Genomic DNA, 18,412 nt, shown 5'->3' on the forward strand with positions numbered 1-18,412 from the left:
ACCTCATAGGCTTTGACAGCCGCAATCAGCCAACGCGTGCCTGCATCTGCTCCAGCAGCGCATCGTACAGCGCCAGCGGCTTGTCGGTGCGGTGGATCGTGGTGCTCAGCTCGCGGCGGAAGTGGCGTGCGCCGGGCAAGCCTTGAAACAGCCCGAGCATGTGACGGGTGATGTGGTGCATCTGGCCACCGGCGGCGATGTGGCGCTCAATATACGGCCGCATCAGTGCCATCACCTCAATCCGTGACGGCAGCGGATGGTCGTCACCGAAGAAGCGGTGATCCACCTCGGATAGCAGCCAAGGGTTGTGGTACGCCTCGCGACCGACCATAACCCCATCAACGTAAGACAGCTGAGCTTGCATGACCTCCAGGTCGGTCAGGCCGCCATTGAGGCTGATTTCCAGCTGCGGGAAGTCGCGCTTGAGCTGATGCACTACCTCGTACTTCAGCGGCGGTATCTCGCGATTCTCCTTCGGCGACAGCCCCTCCAGAATGGCAATGCGCGCATGCACTGTGAAGCTGGTGCAGCCTGCGGCGTGAACAGTGCCAACGAAATCGCACAGTTCCTCGTAACTCTCCCTGCCGTTAATGCCGATGCGATGCTTGACCGTAATCGGCGTGCTGCAGGCATCCTGCATCGCCTTCACACAGTCACCCACCAGCGCCGGATGCGCCATCAGGCAGGCGCCGATCATATTGTTCTGCACCCGGTCGCTGGGGCAGCCGACGTTCAGGTTGACCTCGGCGTAGCCGGCTCGCTCGGCCAGCACCGCGCACTGAGCCAGCTCCTGCGGATTACTGCCGCCCAATTGCAACGCCAGCGGCTGCTCCTCGGCGCTGTATCCCAGAAACCGCTCGGGATCACCATGCAGCACCGCACCGGTTGTCACCATCTCGGTATACAGCAATGCGTGCCGGCTGATCAGCCGCGCAAAGTAGCGATAGTGGCGATCAGTCCAGTCCATCATCGGCGCAACGCTGAAGCGGCGATTGGGCTCTTGGCGCGTGGTTACTGGGCTGGAGGGCGATTCTGCGTGCATTTTCTACTGCCTGTTTATTGCCTGTTTTATGCCATTTTCGCCCGTTTTTGATAGGTCGTTGCTACAATGTAGCAAGGCGATCAAAAAATGTAGCAAGGGAAAATGGGCTCAATTATTACGCGCAAGCGCAAGAACGGATCATCGAGTCACACCGCCCAGATCAGGATCATGCGGGGTGGGGTGACAGTTTATCAGGAAAGCCAGACCTTCGACCGCAAGCAAGCGGCCAGCGCCTGGCTGAAGCGACGGGAAGGGGAGCTGGCTCAGCCGGGTGCACTTGATCGGGCGATGCGAGAGGGTGCGTCGGTTGCTGAGATGATCGATCAGTACATCGAGCAGGTTGGCGCCATGCGTCCGCTCGGCAAGACGAAGCTGGCCACCCTGAAAGCGATCGCATCGAGTTGGCTCGGTGAGGTGATGGATTGTGACCTGACCAGCCAGGTGCTGGTTGAGTACGCCATCTGGCGCGCTGGGCCGGAGGGTGGCGGTGTCACGCCTCAAACCGTGGGCAATGATCTGTCGCACCTGGGTGCGGTACTGGCGGTGGCCAAGCCGGCGTGGGGTTATGAGGTTGACCCGCACGCGATGACGGATGCACGCAAGGTGCTGCGCAAGATGGGCCTGACCTCCCGTAGCAAAGAGCGTAACCGGCGCCCGACACTCGATGAGCTGAACCAACTGCTACAGCACTTTGCCGATATGCAGCAGCGGCGCCCGAGTTCTATCAACATGCTGAAGGTGATCGGCTTCGCGCTATTCTCTACGCGCCGGCAGGATGAGATTACCCGGATCCTCTGGGCAGACGTGGACGACGAGCATCAGCGGGTCATGGTGCGAGACATGAAGAACCCAGGCCAGAAGATCGGCAACAATGTCTGGTGCTCGCTGCCGGATGAAGCTTGGGCAATCCTGCAGAGCATGCCGCGGGGGTGTGCCGAAGTCTTCCCCTACAACAGCTCATCAGTCAGTGCTGCTTGGTTGCGTGCCTGCAAGTTTCTGCAGATCGATGACCTGCACTTTCACGACCTGCGGCATGAGGGTGTGAGCCGGTTGTTTGAGATGGCTTGGGATATCCCTCGGGTGGCCAGCGTGTCAGGCCATCGAGATTGGAACTCGCTGCGGCGCTACACGCACCTGCGCAAGCAGGGTGACAAGTACGCTGAGTGGGAATGGCTGCAGCGGATTATTGATGCGCCGGTTGATCTGGGTGCGCGAGCATCCTGATCGGCAACGTTAGCTGTTCTGGCGGCTGCTTAGTGTAGCCTGCGCCCATGCAGGCAAGGCCAAGCTGATTGTGGTTCATGGTCGTTATCGGGTTGACGGTACAAGGTAGCGCCTGAGCAGTGCACCAGCCGCCACGGCGGTGCCTGCAAGTTCTGCAAGTCTGGTCAGGCGTTGCCCAGTAGCGGGCGCTTTCCGGTTGATCCGCTGATCTGGTCAGCTGCAGCCAGCGCGCCCATCTTTGGCGGCGTTCACTTGCGGATGATGCCGCTGGCAGCAGGTCGTGCCAGCTGATCGAAAGTGACACAGGGCCGGGCACGTCAGCTGGCCTTCTTGAAGCGGCCGTGTAGCTTGTCGTTTTCCACGACTGCCCGCCGGCGCTGCTCGTCCAGGTAGTTCGCCAGATCCTGCAGGTGCACTCCCTTTGCCGCTTTTTGGCTCCCCTCAATCCGCGTTATCGGCAGGTCGATCTCGCCGGCCATGACTTTGCGCTGCATCTTCTCCGGCGTCAGGTGCTGGAAGTAGTCGTTGCAGACTCTCTCCAGCGGCACGATGGCCAAGCCGTTGTACTGCGCCATCAGTAGAAACAGCGTGTTCATGCTGCAGCCCTCCGCATTGTCCGCAGCGCAGCAGCAAACAGGCGCTCGGCTTTCTCGTCTTCAACGTCTTGCTGACGTGGCATTGCGATCCATCCGAATGAGTGGACCTGCACGCCGTTGCCTTCCAGCCCTATCTCAATCTTTACCTTGGCCAGCAGCCGCTGGTGCTCTTCTTCCAGCGTGGGCGTCAGGTCGGCCTGTACCATTGGTGAACTGAGGTTTACGACAGCTGTGTGCATGCGCTTGTCGTCGGTCATCACGGCCATGAACACACACCATGGGTGCGCCCATTCTGCGATCGCGCCGGCCTGGTGCCGGTCGAGCAGGGAGACGCGCTCGAGCTTCATGTCGACCGTGCGCACCTCACCGTAGCCGAGGGCGCTGTGATGCACGATGGCGACGGTGCGCAGCAGTATCTCCGTCATCTTGTTCCGGCGCTTCTGGATGCTGTGTTTGCGCGCTGTCATTGGGCCTCCTGCTTGCGGCGCAGCTGGCCGATCTGTTGGCGTTTGCGGGAGCAGGGTTGGTGGTCGCCCTGGTTGCGGCGTTGGCCGCAGATATCGCAGTGCTGTGGCAGGTCGAGGTTGCGCAGGATGAGTGGGGTTTTCATGCGGTCGCCTCCAGTGCCAGCCCGCGCTGGCCGAGTCGGTCCATACATGCGGGGTGTCTGGCGTGTCGTGCGCCTGCATGACTTCAATGGCAGGGCGTTGCTCAATGAGCACGCCCGCCAGGCGTTGCCAGATCGCGGCGATGCGGTCGGGGAAGCGCGCCCAGATGTGCTGCGCGGTGGCGTACTCGCGTTTGGTATCGATCCGGAAACCTGTGCGCCCTTTGGTTGCGCCGGCAGAGCCGAAACCCATTTCAGCCCTGATGATAGTGCGGCGGGCCTGTTCAATTGGGTCGTTGGTTTCATCAAAGGCCCGCTCAAACTCAGATCGAGCGTAGGGCGTGAGCACCAGCAGTTCGGTGAGTTGGTCGCGTTGCCCTGCGTCTTGCAGAACCTGGAACAGGTTGACGATATCGCCGTCCAGATCGTTGTAGACCTCTGCGAAGCTGCGCGGCTTTTGCATCAGCACGCCGGCAGCGCCTCCGAAGGGCTCAACGTAGACGCGATGCTCCGGGAAGTGCTGCAAGATCCAGCTTGCAAGCCTGAACTTGCCGCCGTGGTAGCGGATGACGGGGGTGGTGATCATGCCGCCACCCCCTGCATCAGCTGCTGATCGTGCTCGTTGGCTTTCACCAGCGCGGCCATGGGGTAGGGGCTGACGCTGTTGCCGACCATCTTCACCTGGTCCGACTTGCTGAAGGTGCGTCCGTCGTGGCCGCGGTCGATGATGTAGTTGCTGGGCATGCCTTGGCAGCCGTATAGCTCGCGGGGCTGGAGCATGCGCAGGCCGATATCGATGATGACGTAGGGCGTGCCCTGGTACACCACGGTTACTAGCGCGAGCCGGTCTTTGGTGGTGATGGTGGGCAGCGGGGCGTCAGCAGCTGAGAGGTTGTCGGTGCCGTAGTAGCTCATGAGGAACGCTGCAACGCGCAGGGCTTTCTCTTCGATCACCTCGGGGGAGAGGGTACATTCAACCAGGGCGTGATGCTCCGCGCCGGCGGTGATGGCTGGCAGTGGTGCCGTTGCCGGTTGGCCGGTGCAGTTACGGCGCAGGGTGACCAAGTTGGCGGTGACCAGCTGCTGCTGGCTGGCTTTGCCGACGATGGTGCTGGCTGGCCGGGTGATCGGGTGGCCGGGGGTGGTGTTGTAGCCGCCGTTCATTTGGGCCATGAAGGCGCAGGCGATTGCCCGGTGATTCTCGGTCAAGATCGCACCGAGTGGTTTGCCGCCGTCTGTGGGCTTGCCGGAGTATGCTGGCCCGCCAACGCCAACCAGCACTGGCGACGCAACCATTAGCTCACCCCGGTTGGCGCAGGTGATGACTGGCAGTGGCTGCCGAGCGTCTTGCACCCGGTCTGACCCTTGATGGGTTGCCGGTGCAATGACAGCAGAGGTCAGCGCAAACGCCCCGCCCTTGGGTTGGCCGGTGATAGTGCGCAGCGGTTCGTCGACGGGGTGTACGCGGTCGCTGCTCCAGTTGGCAATCGGCACGATGAAGGGCTGCGCAGAGTCGAGCACAAAGCGGCGGATGCCTTTGGCGATGCGGCGCATGGTGGCATCGGCCAGCGGTCGGGGCCGGTCAAAGATCGACGGGCAGGGCAGGCTGAAGTCGAGGTGGTCCGCTGCTGCTGGCCAGCGCTTTTGGCCGCGCTTGGGCTTCTCGAAGTGGGTTGGCTCGGGCCAGCAGATCGGCAGGCCGTCGCGGCGGGCGACCAGAAACAGGCGCTCGCGGGTGGTGGCTGCGCCGTAGTCGCAGGCGCGCAGCAGCTGGTGCTCCACCTGGTACCCAAGCCCGCGCAGGTGCTTAAGGAAGGCGCGCCACGTTTTGCCCTTGCGCTTCGGGTCGGGGATCAGGAACTGGTTCTGCACCGGTACCCGCTCGCCCGGGTCGGCAACGCGGTTGATGGTCTTGTTTGTGCGGGGGCAGGTGATGCGGTCGAGTGTGACCACGCGCCCGGTGACCTTGCAGCGCTTAGCTACCAGTGGCCCCCAGTTGCGGATCTGCTTGACGTTTTCCATCGTGATCATTGCCGGCGCCGCCTGGCCTGCCCACATGGCGATAACCCACGACAGTGACCGGCTTGCGGTGCTACGCGGTTGGCCGCCTGCTGCCTGGCTGTGGTGGGTGCAGTCTGGAGAGGCGTGCAGGTGTGCCACTCGGCGCCCGCCGGTGACCTCGTGCGGCTTCACTTCGTACACGTCGCACGTGAAGTGCTGGGTGTAGGGGTGATTCACGCGGTGCATGCTGATCGCGTTCTCGTTGTGGTTGACCGCGATGTCCACCGGCTTGCCGGTCGCCATTTCGGTACCGGTGCTGGCCCCGCCGCCGCCTGCGAACAGATCGATGCGCAGGTCGTTGGCGTAGTTGAGCTGGTATTGGGTGTGGAGATTCATGGCTTCGGCCTCCCGCAGTCTGCGCACTGGATGTGGCCGGTGGTGCGGTTGCCGCTCCGAGTCAGGCAGTAGCCTTTGCACGGTGTGGGCTGTGTCGGTTGCAGCACTGCCCCGTCCTTGCCGTAAAAGTTGGCCTTGTCCAGATACTCGGCGTGCTTATAGATAACGTCGCAGTCGCACAGCACGCCGCCGTTGGTCACGTTGAAGCTGCATGCGTTGTGGTGATACTCGGGAGATACAGATCGAGCGATCTCCCAGGCGCGGGGGATGTCGATGCTCATCGCTGCGCCCCTTCGGTCTGCTGCTCCGGCCGCTTCTCGTCCAGGCAGTACAGTTGCAGGAACTCATCCACCACAGAGATATCTCCGGCGTAGTAACGGTCGGCCATTTCTTCGAGGTGCTTGAGCATCTCGCGTGCGCCGAACTGGAGGCGGCCGCGAACGCGGGCAAGCAAGCCCTGTGCGCTGATGCACATGCCCTGGTGTTTGGCTGCGAGTGGCACGGGGGTGGGTGCGTGTTGTGGGGTGCATACATGGCTCATGGCTTCAAGTACGCACACCTGAACCATAGCGAGCAGCTGAGTAGATCCGCCTTTTGGCATATCGCCATACATGATCTGAATGATTTTTCGCGCCTTATCCAGCGCTATAGCGTCATGGCCCTGCTCCACCCGCTCAACAGGTGGGCGCATTATCGACATGATCGCGTCCGCCGCTACCGCCTCCGATTGGCCAGTTGTCGACAGCAGGACATCGATGATGGACTGTCGAACCGACAAGGATTTCTTGTGAGTTGCTTGCTCAACAGGCGCATGGGCGGGTGGCGTTTCTGCCTGCTCCCCAGTTGCAGCAGCCAGTACGGCCAGTGCCTGGGTTTGCGTTGGCCAGGTCAGGCGCACTTCGGTACCGGGGGCGGTGAACAGCAGGCAGGCCACCTCCTCTTCATCCGGCCCCAGCATCAAGCAGGGTTCTACGGTGACGCCGGGTTGCCCGAGGTGGATGGTCTGGCAGAGCGTTGGCGGGGTGGTGTCGGTTGCGCTTGGTTCTGCATGCAGGTTATTTGGCGAGCCATACATGCGCGCGACAGCCTCGGCGTGCTGCACTTGCATAGCTGAGAGTGGAGCGTGCTGCTTTATCCCAAGCAGGCGGCGGATAGGCTGGCCAATGGTGCTTTTGCCGCCTTGGTGGTGATACAGGATCCACAGCAGCATGCCCTCGTACATGCTGAAGCGCTGCGCAAAGGTATCAGGCGCCGCGTTGTTCATCGCTGCCTGCACATAGTTGGCCGCGTCCAGCAGCTCTTCCAGCAGGTGCTGCAGCCATTCGTTCAGGGTCAGGTCGTCGCGCTCGGTGGTGACGCCGTACTTCTTGAGGCCGACAAGGGAGCGGTCCAGCAGCAGCTGCCGGTTGCGTTCGACGTTCTGGTCAGGTGACTGCATATCACACCCCCTCTGCGCATTCTTCGCGCATCAGCTGGATGTCGATGTCCAGCATCTGGTTGCGCAGGTTGTCGATTGTCTTCTGCTGGCGAAAGCGTGCGGCTTCGCCCTTGGGCGGGGTGCGCAGCAGCAGGGCGATGTTGGCGGCATGGGCGGCGTGTTGCTGCATCAGCTCTTGCCGGGTGCGGATGGCTTGGCCTGTCATGCTGCCTCCTGCGTGGCGCGGGCGCGGGTGAGGTCGTCGACGATGCGGAAGCCGCTGGAGGCGAGGTTTTTGGCCTCGCGTGATTCCTTGAAACTGCCGGTGGCGTGCAGGGCGTTGGCGGCGAGGTTCAGCTTCTCGGCCATCTTCCCGATGGTGCTGATGTCGCGCTCGCTGAGCGGGGTGAGATTGGCGCGCAGGGCTTGGAGCTCCTGCTCGTGGTTCAGCTGCTGCTGTTCCAGTGCCTGGGCGTAGTCCGACTTGGTGCGCTCCAGCTGGTTCTTCAGGCTGACTGTCTCGCGGCGTAGGTCGTTGTTGTTGCGGTTTGCCGAGTTCATGCCTGCGCGCAGCTTGCTGAGTTCGGCTCGGCCCATGCTGCTGCCGCGCTCAAATGCGTCATAGGCCCACCAGCAGGCGATAGCCAGCAGGACGATCAGGACGAGGATGGCGGCGCCCAAGTAGTGAATGGCGGTGAGGGTGGTTGGTTCGGTCATTGGCTGTGTCTCCCTGCGCCCGGTGCGCAGTGGTAGGTGCTGCACCGGGCTGGCTGCTGTTGTTGGTGGTTACTTGCCGATGGCGAAGGTGCCGACGGTGAGGTCTGCGACTTCGCTCAGCTCGTTCAGTAGTACTTGCTTGAACTCCTGCGCCATGTCTTCTTCGTTCTGTTCCTGCATGGCCCAGCGGGGCATCAGCGTTGGCTTCTCGCCGGTGCGGATGCTGATCCGCAGGATGAAGGTGCGTGCTGCAAGGCCCTCATACGGCACAGTGGTGAAGTGCAGTTCGGCCGGCTGCTTCTCGGCGTGCTTGGCTTCAATGGAGTCCATCGCACTGCGGCTGGTACCGAAGTTGCTCTCGGAGCTGGTGCGCTCTGCCTTCGCAGTGATGGTGATGGTGCGGATCTTCTGTACGGCATCGGCGACTTCCATCTTCTCGCCGTTGGCGTCGATCACGACCAGGCTGCCGTGCCAGTCCTCCATCCATTCGGCCAGTTTGGTCTGGCCGAGGTGTTCGCCGGCGATCTGCTTCATGGCCTTGAACGCAGCGGTGGGCTTGAGCTGCAGCAGCGCTTCGTCGTCACCGTGGCCTGGCTCTTCGATGTGGCCGAGATTGAAGATGACATTGCAGGCCATGCGCTCTGCGTCTACGAATCCGATGGTGGCGAAGGTTTCTACGCGGTGCTCTTTGACGTACTTGCAGAAGTCGGCGATGGATTTGGTGCGCAGTTGCCCGCGGAAGCGACTGCGGAACTCTTGCAGATGCTCGATGTTCTTCAGCGAGTAGCTATCAGGAACCAGCAGTGCGGGAGTGAACGACTCCAGCGGCTTGCCGTAGGCGACGTTGGCGGCGTCTGTGATTTGCTTGAGTGTTTCTGCTGTCAGCATTAGGTCTTTCCTTGTGGTAGGTGGATTGGTGCTGCTGGCGGTCAGTCGCGGGCGACGACCGGGGCGTCCTGCTTGGTAAACAGCTGGCCGCTGGGGTTGTCTGCGAACAGCTGCAGGCCGTTGGCAGTGACGAAGAACGGCGTCTCGGTGGCCGTGTCTTCACGCTTGCTGCCGCGCTTGGTTGGCTCGGTAAAGTCCAGCTTGTGTGCCACTTTCACCTGGTGGCTGTCGCCGATCTGGCTCAGCTCAAGCGTGAGGGTGACTTTGCCCTTCTTGCCGTGCTCAACGACGCCGGCGGCGACGTGCGACAGGGCCATGCCCATCTGGTTGGCGAGTACGCCGGCGTTCAAGCTGGCGATGAACTCGCCCGGGTCGGTAGGTTTCATTGCGGTGCTTCCTCTTTGGTAGGGGGTGATCAGGCTTCGCTGGGCTGGGCTACAGCACGGACGAGGGCCATGATTCCGGTTTGAATGTCGGTCTTGCCGATGGCTGCCCAGCGCTCTGGTTCTGCGCGGGAGAAACGAACGAACTCATGCACTGCGGCCTGCTGGCCATTCTCTGAAGCGATGGCCTTTTTTTGCCGCTGATCGAGTAGGTGATTAGCCAGTTCGGCCTGCAGCTGCAGCAGCTCTGTGCCTTTGGCCTTGATGCGGTTCATCAGGTCAACTTCTTCCTGACTCAGCTCGCGGTAGCCGCTGATCTTGCGGTGTTGGTTTTCCACGTGGGTTTCCTCTGGTTGTGTGCCGCTTAGGCGGCGTTGGCCCGTTGGAGCTGGGCGTCGAGGTATCGGGCCAGCTCTTCCAGGGTGACGACCAGCGGGCTGCGCTTGGATGCGTGCAGCCGCTGGAGCGTGATTTGCAGCTCACCGGTATCGATCAGCCGGCGCAGGTGGCGGTCTGTGCGAATGTGCGGGAAGTGCTCGGCGCGCAGTTCGCTCAGGGTGAGATACGGCAGCGTGTAGCGGCGCTGCAGCTGTGCCAGGGTGGCGGTTGTCATGCTGCCACCTCTGGCAGGTAGCCCACTGCAAGCAGCTCGCGCAGACCATCTACTGTTTTGGCCTGGACCATGTGCATTACATGCTGGCCGTCCATTACGGTGAGTTGCAGCTGCTCCTGGCCGCGCCCTGCAAACCCGACGCTGACGGTGAGCGGGTGCGGGAAGCGGGCCATGCCAATATGCAGGGCCTCGGCCAGGCGCAGGGCTGTGTTGTCCAGGCGACGCAGGTGCTCCAGTGCTTCATCTGCTGCGGCTGCGGCCTGCTTGGCATCGACGGCGGTCGGGTGCTTGAGGCGCAGTTGCAGCAGGGCAACGGCACCGGTGATGCGATCGATCAGCGGCTGCGGGTTGAGCGGGGCTTTGTTGGGGTTGATCACGCTGCCTCCTCGATCTCTACGCCCATCAGGTCGGCGAGCCAGCGCAAACCCTTTTGGGTGACGTAGGTTTGGCCGTAGATCTGGCCGTTGCCGTTGTTGATCTGCGGGTTGCCGTTGTGGTGCTTGAGCTGAACGCGAAAGCGGCCGCGGTCAACGTCTGACGTGTTGTAGGGCAGGCAGTGCTGATCAAGGATTTTGCGGGCCTTGAGGTCTGCGGTCAGGCGCTTGAGGCCGGTGTTCAGCAGCTTGGCTGTGGTGGCCAGGTCGTATTCATGCGGCATGGGTGGGCTCCTGTGCTGCTGCGCGGGCCTTTCTGGCGTAGGAGGCGGCGTTTAGGTTCAGCTTGCCGAGACGGATTCGCTCCGCAAAGCTAATCAAACCCAACGAATAGGCGAGGCTGATCATGCCTAAAGCTACGCCGAAGTATTCACTGGAGATTGGTTCCTTATCCGATGCGTAGCGCGCGTCATTCAGTGATTGGAGGATGCCGCCCACGGCGATGTCTCGCTGTTCTTCCCGGCTCACGCTGCACGCTCCAGCTGGCCATTGGCGCAGTCGTCGATCCATTTCTCAATGCGCGCCACCGGGTTAGTGGCTTCGGCCTGGGGAATGGTCAGGGTGTGCAGCTCGCCGTCTACGCGCAGATGCAGGCGCAGCTGTTTGGCCTCGCGATGCACCTGCAGGGTGCCGTAGTTCTGCGTGCTGGTGCCGTAGATGCGTGTGTGGGTAAACGCCACGCTGAACGCGCCACCGGCGTTGACCTGGGCGGGCAGTAGTTTTTTGCTGAGGTCGGTAAGGGTATTCACGCTGCCGACCCTCCGTCCCAGGGGCCGACGTCATCGACCGGTTGAACAGGGCGCAGGGCGGCGCCGGCGCGATTGCCACCGATAACGATGGCAAGGCCGGTGCGCTTGATGATGGCTGCGATAGTGGCCGGGCTAGTGGCCGCTGTGGGGTGCAGGTATACCCTGCAGGTGTTGCTTGGCTGTGTCCGCATTGTGTTGAACCTGTGTGGTAGGTGGGTTCAACACAAATCTAGTTTACCTTTGGGTAGTTTGCAATACCTGATAGGTAGTTTTTTAGGTTGTTTCGATCAGAGGTCTGATATCTTCCAGCGGGCGCGGCCGCAGATATGCCACTCCTCATCCAGTTTGATCACGCGATCTGGCCAGCTGTCGTTTAGGGCGTAGAGGTAGTATTCGTCGCCTTCGCGGCGCAGTTGCTTGAAGGTCACGCCGTTGTCTCTGGTGCGCTTTGCCACCACGAAGCAGCCGGGGGTTGCCTCCAGTGATGGGTCAATAACGACCTTGTCGCCATCAACAAACTTGGGCTCCATGCTGATGCCTTCGATCCGAAGGATGAATGCGTTGGGGCCAACTGGGCCGGGGGCTTCGATCCACTCTTCGGCGTCGCCTGGGTGGAATTGGTCGAATGCTTCGCAAAAGGTACCTGCCACCACGCTTCCTATCACTGGTAGCTGCCGTCCGGCTGGGCGACCGTCTGACACGTTCTGATGTTCTGGGAAGTCCAAGGCGCCCTTCGGGATGTTGAATGCCTTTTCGATCTCCCGCGCTACCTGCTCCCCGATTTTCTTGTGGGGGTTTCTTCCTGCGAAAGCTGAGACCTGAGCAGGGGATTTGCCAAGCAGCTCGGCAAATTCCTTCAGCTTTAGCTTGCGCTCTGCCAGCAGGCGCAGGGTGTTTTGGTAGCGAATGTCTTGGACTGTCATGGCGTCAGTATCTGGTTAGTTACCTCTTAGGTAAATTGCCAATAGGGTATTGCGTGAAAACTACCTATCAGGTAGCTTTGTCGGCAGGAGGATCACGCCATGACCTTAAAAGACTTCATTAAGGGCCTGGACGCTCAAGCCCTTGAGGCTTACGCGGCGGCCTGCAACACCACGGTGAACTATCTCACCACTCACATTCTGTATGCGACCAAGGAGCCCAGCGTGCGCTTGATGAAAAGCCTTGCGCAGCAGAGCTGCGGCGCAGTAGCCATGCAGGATGTGCTGTTGCATTACGGACTGCTTGGCCCGGAGCCGGTAGCAGCCTGAGTAACACCCGCCGGAGACACAGCCAACTCAAGCACGGCGGGAGCCGGTAGCGGGAGCCTCACCAGCAGACCGCTACCGGCACAGAGCAAGAAACAAAGCCAGCCGCGTTGCGACTGGCTGAATAGGTGTCAGAGCCAAGGGACCACCTACCACGGAAGACCCTGACTCTGACGGGGTTGGTGAGCAGCTACCACACCGCTCACCGCACAACAGTCAGCCCCTGACACAGCCAGTGCAAAGGGGCCGGCGACTGCTGTAGACCAAGGATAAGCGCCCCTGCGCCCCTTGGCTACGGCGATAAAGGGGAAATAAGACCTATGAGCCGTAAAGACTTGCTGCCGGACGCCGGGCCGGTGCTGTCACTCAGGGCCGCGCTGTATCGCGCGTGCCGTGATTTTCGCGGGGGTATCACTGCTGTTGCCCTGGAAATGGGAGTGTCACCCGATGCGCTGACCAAGGCGCTCAGCCCCAGCCTTAATCGCCCGATCATGCCGGAGTGGATCGAGGACATTCTCACCATCACCCAAGACGAACGCCTTGCTGCAGCGCTGGTGCGCCCCGGTGGAGCGGTCGCGTTCAAGCCGATGCCTGTCAAGGTCACGCCGCAGGCGCTGCTTGGGTTGGCGGCAATGGCCGGCGCAGACGCAAGCTTTGTTGCGAGCCTGCATGAGGGCGTGGCTGATGGGCGGTGGGATCTGCACGAGGTGCTGAAGCTGGAGCACTGCGCCGGGCGCGTGATCGCCGAGCTGCTGGGCATCTGCGCTGGGGCGCGGCAGGCGATGGAGGAGGGCGCAGACCATGGCTGATGCATGTGATCTTGGCAGCGATCGCGCCCAGCAGTTGCTTGATGATGCCCTCGCGGCCCGCCGCCAGAAAGCCTCGCGGCCCGCCGCCAGAAAGCCTCGCGGCCCGCTATCGACCACCCGTACTGCCTCGATTGTGATGAAGCCATTCCCCTCAAGCGGCGCGAGGCGCTGCCGGGGGTTGAGTGCTGTGTGGATTGCCAGCAGTTGCGCGAACGGTCGGGGGTAGGCAATGGCTGATCTACCCGACATTACCCTCGATGACCTGCCGGGGCTGCTGGCCCATATCGATGCACATGACCGCGAGACCTGGGTGCAGGTGGCCATGGGCGTTAAGTCCGAGTTTGGTGAGGCTGGGTTTGATGATTGGAACAGCTGGAGCCAGAACGGCGACTCATACAAGGCAGCCGATGCTAAGTCGGTCTGGAAGAGCTGCAAGCGCGGGAAGACGGGCATCGGTACCGTTATCCATCTGGCAAAGGAGCGGGGTTGGAAGCCGCGCAAGCAGAGCCTGACCGCTGAAGAAAAGCGCCGCCAGCGCGCGGAGCAGGAGGCCCGCCGCAAGCAGCGTGAGGCTGAGGTGCTGGCGGACGAAGAGCGCAAGGCGACTATGCAGCAGCAGATCCAGGTGGCAACCGTTCGGCTGTTGTCTGAGTTCACCAAAGCGCGGGGCAAATCTGCGTACCTGGAGCGCAAGCAGGCGCCGGCATTTGGGGTGCGCTTTGTGACGCAGCCGGTGCTGATGGTGACCGACGACAAGCGCGGGGTGTGTGAGATCTGGACCGGGGAGAGTATCGGCCAGTTCTTCGGGGCGCTGCCGAAGCCAACGCCAGACCACCTTTCATTCCGCAAGTACGGGCCGGGTGACATTCTGATTCCGCTGGCCGATCTGGACGGCACCGTGTGGAGCCACCAGAGCATTAACGGCAATGGCACCAAGCTGTTCCCGAAGTTTGCGCGCAAGCAGGGTTGCTGCCATTGGGTTGGCCGGTCGGATGATATGCCGGTGATCGCGCTGGCCGAGGGTTACGCGACGGCCTGCAGCGTGTACCAGGCGACGCAATGGCCGACGATCATGTGCGTGGACCTGGGCAACATGGCGCACATTGCCCGCGGCATCCGTGAGCGGTACCCACATGCGCAGCTGGTGATTGCCGGTGATGATGACCCGAAGGCCAACGGGGATAACCCGGGCCGGGTGCTGGCTGAGGCGCTGGCGTTGGAGTTTGACGCGGTTGCGGTGTTTCCGGTCGCGCCGGAGCAGAGCAGGGAGGCAGCATGACGGCATCCCGCAAGATCGATTGGAATGACCTGCATGTAGAGTTTGGGCTGGACGTGGTGCGCGAGCAGTTGCAGCGGGCTGCGGCCAATGCGCCGTTGCCGCGTGTGCGCACGGCGGGCGAGCCTGACGCGGCTGATGACCTTCCCCCGGCCCCATCCGACACAGCGCCCGCCGCTGGTGCGGCACCGCCAGAAGAGGGGGCGGGGGAGGCTTCGGGCTGGACGCTGGAGAAGTTGACAAGCCGGTTTGCGCTGGTGGAGGGCGAGACGAAGGTATTCGACCTGCACCGTAAGGTGGTCGTGAAGAAGACGGGCTTTCTGGCGATGGTGGGTAAGGCTCTGGGCAACCAGTGGTATGACCTGCCGAGCAAGAAGGGCGTGGACCCTGAACACGCGAAGCGGCTGGAGACGGATGCGAAGCTGGGCAAGCGGCTGGGCAAGTCGAAGGGGCAGGTCAGCAGCGAGGATTTGTACTGGCGCTATGTGTACCTGGACGGTTCGCAAGATATTTACGACCGCCAGCTGCGGCAGCGTTTGCCGGCGGCGGCGGTGAAGTTGGCGCTGGGTGATGCGTTCTCGCTCTGGCAGAACTCGGACCAGCGGCAGGTGATCCCGGCTGCGAATCTGGTGTTTGACCCGCGCATGACGGAAAGCCCCAAGGATACGATCAACACCTTTGAGGGCCTGCCTCTTACCCCGAACCCCGATCTTGATCTGTGCCGTGGCATCGTCTGGCTGTTGGGCTTCCTCTGCAATGGCCAGCAGGATGCGGTCGACTGGCTGACGAAGTGGCTGGCCTTCCCGCTGCAGCATGTGGGCGCGAAGTTGGACACGGCGGTGCTGATGCACTCGACGATGGAGGGCTCGGGTAAGAGCCTGCTGTTCGGCGATATCATGCGGCCGATCTATGGCGAGTACGGCGCGACGGTCGGCCAGGTGCAGCTGGAGAGCAGCTGGAGCCAGTGGCAGTCGAGCAAGCTGTATGGCCTGTTTGAGGAGGTCGTCAGCCGGGACCAACGCTACAACCAGACCGGCAAGATCAAGCACATGGTCACCGGCAAGACGGTGCGCATCGAGTCGAAGTTTATGAACGGGTGGGAAGAGGCGAACTATATGAACGCCGTGTTCCTGTCGAACGAGATCCTGCCCTGGCCGATCGGGGAGAACGACCGGCGCATGCTGGTGCTGTGGCCAGAGCTGACGCTGCCCGAGAAGGCGCAGAAGCGCATCGGCTGGGAGCTGGCGAACGGTGGCATTGAGGCGTTTTACCAGTATCTGCTGGATTACGACCTGGGCGACTTTGACGAGCGCACCCGACCACCGAAGACGCCAGCGCGGCAGCGGCTGGTTGAGCTGAGCTTTACCGCCTGGGAGACGTTCTACAACCTGTGGAAGACTGACGGGCTGGGTATTCCGTTCAGCCCTTGCCGCACGCAGGACCTTTACGGCCTTTTCACTGAGTGGTGCTCGCGGGGCGGTGAACACAAGCTGAGCGAGACCAAGTTCGGGCTGTTCCTCGGTACCAAGCCAGATACATACAAGTCTCCGGGGCAGTACTTCTGGTACGACGACTTCAACAACCGAAGGCGCTCGATGTTCTTTGTCCCTAACCCGCCTGACGGGCTCGACCTGTCGGATGGCAAGCGGCTGGGCCAGTTGGTGCGCGATTGGCGCAGGCAGGCCGCTGAGGCCGGCTGGCACCCGGAGAAGTGGGACGGTTGCATCGGCTACAGCGCGCCACTGCGTAATGCGGGAGGCCCTGATGCTTAATCTGTCCGGGGTGTCTAGGGTGTGTCTAGGGTTGCAGAATCAAACCCTAGACAGCTACAGCCCGCGTGCTAGAGCGGCTGGCGTTCAAGTGTCTAGGGTTGCACGGGTTTTTACGCGCGCGCGGGCGTGTATTTATCGCAATCGGCTTTGGTGTTTTTTGTTCATGCGTGAGCAAAAAACCCTATCAACCCTAGACACCCTAGACAGTTATAAAAAAGTGTTTGTTTTTAAAAGGGTTTTGCTGTCTGGGGTTGTGTCTAGGGTTGGCGGATTTGTGTCTAGGGTTGGAAAACAGGGGGTGTTGCGATGATCGAGCGGGTTGAAATGGCCCTGATTACCTGGGGAGACCAGTATCGGCGGCGGGGCACGGTGGCGATGCTGCAGTGCACTCTGGGTGCAATGATCGATGCGCAGGGCGAGATGATCAGGAGTACGGCGCTTGGTGCTGGCTACGGCGTTGGCCTTGAGAGCGGCCCGCTTGGCGCTGTTGGTGAGGCGGTCGAGCGCGCCCTGGTGATGATCCGGCAGCCGGTGGAGGCGGGCGGGCACGGCAAGGTTGGCGCAGAGCTGGTTAAGCTGGCCCGGGTGCGGTACCTGACCGACCCGATGCCGCTGGTGGAGCAGCAGGCCAAGCGCATGGGCTGGCGGTCGCAGGCGACCTATCGCAGCAAGCTGCACCAGTTGCATGTGCTGCTGGAGCCGCTGCTGCTGGCTGAGCTGCCCTGGCTTCGGCGGGCATCTTGAAAATAGTCGTTACCGTTAGTCGGGCATGTTTTGGCGCTAACGCACGTTCAACACACGTTGCACGCACTGCCCACGCAAAGCACCGGAAAGGGCGTTAATTGATGGTTTACGCCTTTGACGGTCTAGCGTAAAAAGTCAGCTAAGTTTTTGATTCGTGCGTAAGCAGCACGGCAAACCGCTTCCCCTGCTGGACTGGCTGCCAGCAAACCCCAAACCCCGCTCCGGCGGGGTTTTCTATTTCAGCGCCAGGGAAGGTTCAACCCGGGAGCATCCATGAGGATTCAGAACATGAGCGAGCCGACCACCGCAGGGCTGGCCGGCATTGGGCTGGGCAAGCTGCTGGGCATCAGCGTTGGCGCGATCCTGGCCGCGGTCGTGGTGATGGCGATGACGCTGCCGAAGACCTCACGCGAGTGGGTGGCCGGTCTGATCAGCACGCTGGTCTCGTCCATCTGTGGAGGGGCTGGTTTGGTTCAGTGGCTTGGCTTCACCAGCTGGGTCGATACGTTTGAAGGCACGGTAGCGATGATCGGCCTGTGCTTTGCCTGCGGCCTGCCGGCTTGGGTGTTCGTCCGGGCGTGGTTTGCTTACGCAGCAAAGAGCCAAGGCATGTCGCTGATCGACATGATCAAAGAGATTCGTGAGGCGCTGGGGCGGTGATCGGCGCTGGTCTGGCTGTCACCGACCTGGATGATGCGCTGGCAGACTTGGCGAAGCTGGGCCAGCAGGCTAACCCTGCGCTGGCATGGGCGGTCAACGAGGTTGGCGGCGAGGCCATCAAGATGCTGCAGGCCGAGGCCCGCACTGCTTTTGACCGGCCCACGCGCTTTACCCTCAACGCCTTCAGGCTGCTGCGTGCCAAACCATCGGCACCCGAGGCGGCGGTCTGGGTGAAGGACGAGAAGGACGGGGCAGGCGGCGGCCAGGCACCCGAGGCATGGTTCGAGCCGCAAGTCTACGGCGGAGGCAGATCGGTCAAGCGGTCTGAGTACCGGTTGCGGGAAAAGGGCATCTTGCCTTCGGGTATGTTCCTGGCCCCGGGGCCGGGCGCGCGGATGGACGCCTACGGCAACATGTCTCGCGGCCACATGCAGCAAGTGCTTTCTGGTCTGGGTGCAGACAATCCGTCTGGCTCGACCATCGTCGCAACCCGCAGCGCTCGGTCCCTGAAGAAGGGGCACGCGAAGGCGTTCTTCGTGATGAAGCGCGGCAAGACCCCCATTGGTATCGCCGAGCGAAGAGGCAAGACCCTCGCTCTGGTGCTGTTGTTCGTGAAGCAACCCAACTACTCGGCTCGCTTCGACTTCCATCGCGTGGTGCGGCAGGTGGCCGAGAACGATGCGCTGGTGGAAGCGGCCATCGGTCGTGCCATCGAGCGGTTCGGGGGGTAGGGGCAGCGGGCGCACCGATTTGGGGCGTCCGGATATTTACGGGTCCTCCCCGGCCCCCCTGACCCTACACGGGTTATTCGGCTCGTGTTTTGGCTCTAGCTGAAAT

Annotated in this window: 27 protein-coding genes; 9 read left to right on the forward strand and 18 right to left on the reverse strand. The window is 61.9% G+C overall.

Annotated elements, in window-relative coordinates; genetic code table 11:
* Window positions 1-25: 25 nt before the first annotated feature.
* Entirely contained in the window at window positions 26-1,042 is a 1,017-nt protein-coding gene (gene dusA / locus B7O88_RS04120; protein ID WP_088273959.1) for a tRNA dihydrouridine(20/20a) synthase DusA, read from the reverse strand.
* A gap of 102 nt (window positions 1,043-1,144) precedes the next feature.
* Between dusA and B7O88_RS04125 the strand changes: the two genes are divergently transcribed.
* On the forward strand, window positions 1,145-2,266 hold the full coding sequence (locus B7O88_RS04125; RefSeq protein ID WP_088273960.1) for a site-specific integrase: 1,122 nt from the start codon (window positions 1,145-1,147) through the stop codon (window positions 2,264-2,266).
* 317 nt (window positions 2,267-2,583) lie between these two features.
* Here B7O88_RS04125 and B7O88_RS04130 read toward each other — a convergent pair whose 3' ends face one another.
* From B7O88_RS04130 to B7O88_RS04210, 17 genes are all read right to left on the reverse strand, one after another.
* The gene (locus tag B7O88_RS04130) at window positions 2,584-2,862 is read right to left on the reverse strand and encodes a pyocin activator PrtN family protein (protein WP_088273961.1); all 279 of its coding nucleotides are present in this window, start codon (window positions 2,860-2,862) and stop codon (window positions 2,584-2,586) included.
* Window positions 2,859-4,055: a DNA adenine methylase gene (locus B7O88_RS18120; protein WP_088273962.1), complete on the reverse strand. Its 1,197-nt coding sequence runs from the start codon at window positions 4,053-4,055 to the stop codon at window positions 2,859-2,861. Before B7O88_RS18120 ends, B7O88_RS04130 begins: the two co-directional genes overlap by 4 nt.
* Window positions 4,052-5,866 carry a DNA cytosine methyltransferase gene (locus tag B7O88_RS04140; protein WP_088273963.1) on the reverse strand — a complete coding sequence of 605 codons (1,815 nt, stop codon included), beginning with the start codon at window positions 5,864-5,866 and terminating at the stop codon, window positions 4,052-4,054. Before B7O88_RS04140 ends, B7O88_RS18120 begins: the two co-directional genes overlap by 4 nt.
* A complete protein-coding gene (locus B7O88_RS18050) occupies window positions 5,863-6,147 on the reverse strand; it encodes a hypothetical protein (RefSeq protein ID WP_200818404.1) in 285 nt (94 codons plus the stop codon). Before B7O88_RS18050 ends, B7O88_RS04140 begins: the two co-directional genes overlap by 4 nt.
* Window positions 6,144-7,304 carry a hypothetical protein gene (locus B7O88_RS18055; RefSeq protein WP_200818405.1) on the reverse strand — a complete coding sequence of 387 codons (1,161 nt, stop codon included), beginning with the start codon at window positions 7,302-7,304 and terminating at the stop codon, window positions 6,144-6,146. Before B7O88_RS18055 ends, B7O88_RS18050 begins: the two co-directional genes overlap by 4 nt.
* Window position 7,305: 1 nt before the next feature.
* Window positions 7,306-7,509 carry a hypothetical protein gene (locus B7O88_RS04155; RefSeq protein ID WP_088273964.1) on the reverse strand — a complete coding sequence of 68 codons (204 nt, stop codon included), beginning with the start codon at window positions 7,507-7,509 and terminating at the stop codon, window positions 7,306-7,308.
* Window positions 7,506-8,000, reverse strand: a complete 495-nt coding sequence (locus B7O88_RS04160) for a hypothetical protein (protein WP_088273965.1) — start codon at window positions 7,998-8,000, stop codon at window positions 7,506-7,508. Before B7O88_RS04160 ends, B7O88_RS04155 begins: the two co-directional genes overlap by 4 nt.
* A gap of 69 nt (window positions 8,001-8,069) precedes the next feature.
* Complete coding sequence (locus tag B7O88_RS04165; RefSeq protein ID WP_088273966.1) at window positions 8,070-8,888, reverse strand: DUF2303 family protein; 819 nt, start codon at window positions 8,886-8,888, stop codon at window positions 8,070-8,072.
* 41 nt (window positions 8,889-8,929) lie between these two features.
* The gene (locus B7O88_RS04170; RefSeq protein WP_088273967.1) at window positions 8,930-9,274 is read right to left on the reverse strand and encodes a hypothetical protein; all 345 of its coding nucleotides are present in this window, start codon (window positions 9,272-9,274) and stop codon (window positions 8,930-8,932) included.
* A 29-nt stretch (window positions 9,275-9,303) separates the two neighbouring features.
* The gene (locus B7O88_RS04175; protein ID WP_088273968.1) at window positions 9,304-9,609 is read right to left on the reverse strand and encodes an Acb2/Tad1 domain-containing protein; all 306 of its coding nucleotides are present in this window, start codon (window positions 9,607-9,609) and stop codon (window positions 9,304-9,306) included.
* A 26-nt stretch (window positions 9,610-9,635) separates the two neighbouring features.
* Window positions 9,636-9,884, reverse strand: coding sequence for a pyocin activator PrtN family protein (locus B7O88_RS04180; protein ID WP_088273969.1), 249 nt, complete (start codon window positions 9,882-9,884; stop codon window positions 9,636-9,638).
* On the reverse strand, window positions 9,881-10,261 hold the full coding sequence (locus B7O88_RS04185) for a hypothetical protein (RefSeq protein WP_088273970.1): 381 nt from the start codon (window positions 10,259-10,261) through the stop codon (window positions 9,881-9,883). Before B7O88_RS04185 ends, B7O88_RS04180 begins: the two co-directional genes overlap by 4 nt.
* The gene (locus B7O88_RS04190) at window positions 10,258-10,542 is read right to left on the reverse strand and encodes a phage antirepressor KilAC domain-containing protein (RefSeq protein WP_088273971.1); all 285 of its coding nucleotides are present in this window, start codon (window positions 10,540-10,542) and stop codon (window positions 10,258-10,260) included. The genes B7O88_RS04185 and B7O88_RS04190 overlap by 4 nt, the downstream gene beginning before the upstream one ends.
* On the reverse strand, window positions 10,532-10,786 hold the full coding sequence (locus tag B7O88_RS04195; protein WP_088273972.1) for a hypothetical protein: 255 nt from the start codon (window positions 10,784-10,786) through the stop codon (window positions 10,532-10,534). The genes B7O88_RS04190 and B7O88_RS04195 overlap by 11 nt, the downstream gene beginning before the upstream one ends.
* Window positions 10,783-11,067: a hypothetical protein gene (locus B7O88_RS04200; RefSeq protein ID WP_088273973.1), complete on the reverse strand. Its 285-nt coding sequence runs from the start codon at window positions 11,065-11,067 to the stop codon at window positions 10,783-10,785. The genes B7O88_RS04195 and B7O88_RS04200 overlap by 4 nt, the downstream gene beginning before the upstream one ends.
* Entirely contained in the window at window positions 11,064-11,258 is a 195-nt protein-coding gene (locus tag B7O88_RS04205; RefSeq protein ID WP_088273974.1) for a hypothetical protein, read from the reverse strand. Before B7O88_RS04205 ends, B7O88_RS04200 begins: the two co-directional genes overlap by 4 nt.
* A gap of 96 nt (window positions 11,259-11,354) precedes the next feature.
* On the reverse strand, window positions 11,355-11,990 hold the full coding sequence (locus B7O88_RS04210; RefSeq protein WP_088273975.1) for a LexA family protein: 636 nt from the start codon (window positions 11,988-11,990) through the stop codon (window positions 11,355-11,357).
* A gap of 99 nt (window positions 11,991-12,089) precedes the next feature.
* On the opposite strand from B7O88_RS04210, the gene B7O88_RS04215 reads away from it, so the two are divergent.
* From B7O88_RS04215 to B7O88_RS04250, 8 genes are all read left to right on the forward strand, one after another.
* A complete protein-coding gene (locus B7O88_RS04215; protein WP_088273976.1) occupies window positions 12,090-12,317 on the forward strand; it encodes a hypothetical protein in 228 nt (75 codons plus the stop codon).
* A gap of 317 nt (window positions 12,318-12,634) precedes the next feature.
* The gene (locus B7O88_RS04220; protein WP_088273977.1) at window positions 12,635-13,123 is read left to right on the forward strand and encodes a phage regulatory CII family protein; all 489 of its coding nucleotides are present in this window, start codon (window positions 12,635-12,637) and stop codon (window positions 13,121-13,123) included.
* Window positions 13,124-13,267: 144 nt separating this feature from the next.
* The gene (locus B7O88_RS04225) at window positions 13,268-13,360 is read left to right on the forward strand and encodes a TraR/DksA C4-type zinc finger protein (protein ID WP_235005740.1); all 93 of its coding nucleotides are present in this window, start codon (window positions 13,268-13,270) and stop codon (window positions 13,358-13,360) included.
* A complete protein-coding gene (locus B7O88_RS04230; protein ID WP_088273978.1) occupies window positions 13,353-14,402 on the forward strand; it encodes a PriCT-2 domain-containing protein in 1,050 nt (349 codons plus the stop codon). The genes B7O88_RS04225 and B7O88_RS04230 overlap by 8 nt, the downstream gene beginning before the upstream one ends.
* Entirely contained in the window at window positions 14,399-16,171 is a 1,773-nt protein-coding gene (locus tag B7O88_RS04235) for a DUF5906 domain-containing protein (RefSeq protein WP_088273979.1), read from the forward strand. The genes B7O88_RS04230 and B7O88_RS04235 overlap by 4 nt, the downstream gene beginning before the upstream one ends.
* 306 nt (window positions 16,172-16,477) lie before the next feature.
* A complete protein-coding gene (locus tag B7O88_RS04240) occupies window positions 16,478-16,915 on the forward strand; it encodes a hypothetical protein (protein ID WP_088273980.1) in 438 nt (145 codons plus the stop codon).
* Between the two features lie 288 nt (window positions 16,916-17,203).
* Window positions 17,204-17,575, forward strand: a complete 372-nt coding sequence (locus B7O88_RS04245; RefSeq protein ID WP_088273981.1) for a hypothetical protein — start codon at window positions 17,204-17,206, stop codon at window positions 17,573-17,575.
* The gene (locus B7O88_RS04250; protein ID WP_088273982.1) at window positions 17,572-18,306 is read left to right on the forward strand and encodes a hypothetical protein; all 735 of its coding nucleotides are present in this window, start codon (window positions 17,572-17,574) and stop codon (window positions 18,304-18,306) included. Before B7O88_RS04245 ends, B7O88_RS04250 begins: the two co-directional genes overlap by 4 nt.
* Window positions 18,307-18,412: the final 106 nt, after the last annotated feature.

Source organism: Halopseudomonas aestusnigri, from assembly GCF_002197985.1.
GTDB classification, from domain to species: Bacteria; Pseudomonadota; Gammaproteobacteria; order Pseudomonadales; family Pseudomonadaceae; genus Halopseudomonas; species Halopseudomonas aestusnigri.

Excerpts from the sequence above, each read along its gene's own strand:
- dusA (WP_088273959.1), bottom strand. The coding sequence starts at position 1,042 with ATGCACGCAGAATCGCCCTCCAGCCCAGTAACCACGCGCCAAGAGCCC.
- B7O88_RS04125 (WP_088273960.1), top strand. The coding sequence starts at position 1,145 with ATGGGCTCAATTATTACGCGCAAGCGCAAGAACGGATCATCGAGTCAC.
- B7O88_RS04130 (WP_088273961.1), bottom strand. The coding sequence starts at position 2,862 with ATGAACACGCTGTTTCTACTGATGGCGCAGTACAACGGCTTGGCCATC.
- B7O88_RS18120 (WP_088273962.1), bottom strand. The coding sequence starts at position 4,055 with ATGATCACCACCCCCGTCATCCGCTACCACGGCGGCAAGTTCAGGCTT.
- B7O88_RS04140 (WP_088273963.1), bottom strand. The coding sequence starts at position 5,866 with ATGAATCTCCACACCCAATACCAGCTCAACTACGCCAACGACCTGCGC.
- B7O88_RS18050 (WP_200818404.1), bottom strand. The coding sequence starts at position 6,147 with ATGAGCATCGACATCCCCCGCGCCTGGGAGATCGCTCGATCTGTATCT.
- B7O88_RS18055 (WP_200818405.1), bottom strand. The coding sequence starts at position 7,304 with ATGCAGTCACCTGACCAGAACGTCGAACGCAACCGGCAGCTGCTGCTG.
- B7O88_RS04155 (WP_088273964.1), bottom strand. The coding sequence starts at position 7,509 with ATGACAGGCCAAGCCATCCGCACCCGGCAAGAGCTGATGCAGCAACAC.
- B7O88_RS04160 (WP_088273965.1), bottom strand. The coding sequence starts at position 8,000 with ATGACCGAACCAACCACCCTCACCGCCATTCACTACTTGGGCGCCGCC.
- B7O88_RS04165 (WP_088273966.1), bottom strand. The coding sequence starts at position 8,888 with ATGCTGACAGCAGAAACACTCAAGCAAATCACAGACGCCGCCAACGTC.
- B7O88_RS04170 (WP_088273967.1), bottom strand. The coding sequence starts at position 9,274 with ATGAAACCTACCGACCCGGGCGAGTTCATCGCCAGCTTGAACGCCGGC.
- B7O88_RS04180 (WP_088273969.1), bottom strand. The coding sequence starts at position 9,884 with ATGACAACCGCCACCCTGGCACAGCTGCAGCGCCGCTACACGCTGCCG.
- B7O88_RS04190 (WP_088273971.1), bottom strand. The coding sequence starts at position 10,542 with ATGCCGCATGAATACGACCTGGCCACCACAGCCAAGCTGCTGAACACC.
- B7O88_RS04205 (WP_088273974.1), bottom strand. The coding sequence starts at position 11,258 with ATGCGGACACAGCCAAGCAACACCTGCAGGGTATACCTGCACCCCACA.
- B7O88_RS04210 (WP_088273975.1), bottom strand. The coding sequence starts at position 11,990 with ATGACAGTCCAAGACATTCGCTACCAAAACACCCTGCGCCTGCTGGCA.
- B7O88_RS04215 (WP_088273976.1), top strand. The coding sequence starts at position 12,090 with ATGACCTTAAAAGACTTCATTAAGGGCCTGGACGCTCAAGCCCTTGAG.
- B7O88_RS04220 (WP_088273977.1), top strand. The coding sequence starts at position 12,635 with ATGAGCCGTAAAGACTTGCTGCCGGACGCCGGGCCGGTGCTGTCACTC.
- B7O88_RS04230 (WP_088273978.1), top strand. The coding sequence starts at position 13,353 with ATGGCTGATCTACCCGACATTACCCTCGATGACCTGCCGGGGCTGCTG.
- B7O88_RS04235 (WP_088273979.1), top strand. The coding sequence starts at position 14,399 with ATGACGGCATCCCGCAAGATCGATTGGAATGACCTGCATGTAGAGTTT.
- B7O88_RS04240 (WP_088273980.1), top strand. The coding sequence starts at position 16,478 with ATGATCGAGCGGGTTGAAATGGCCCTGATTACCTGGGGAGACCAGTAT.
- B7O88_RS04245 (WP_088273981.1), top strand. The coding sequence starts at position 17,204 with ATGAGCGAGCCGACCACCGCAGGGCTGGCCGGCATTGGGCTGGGCAAG.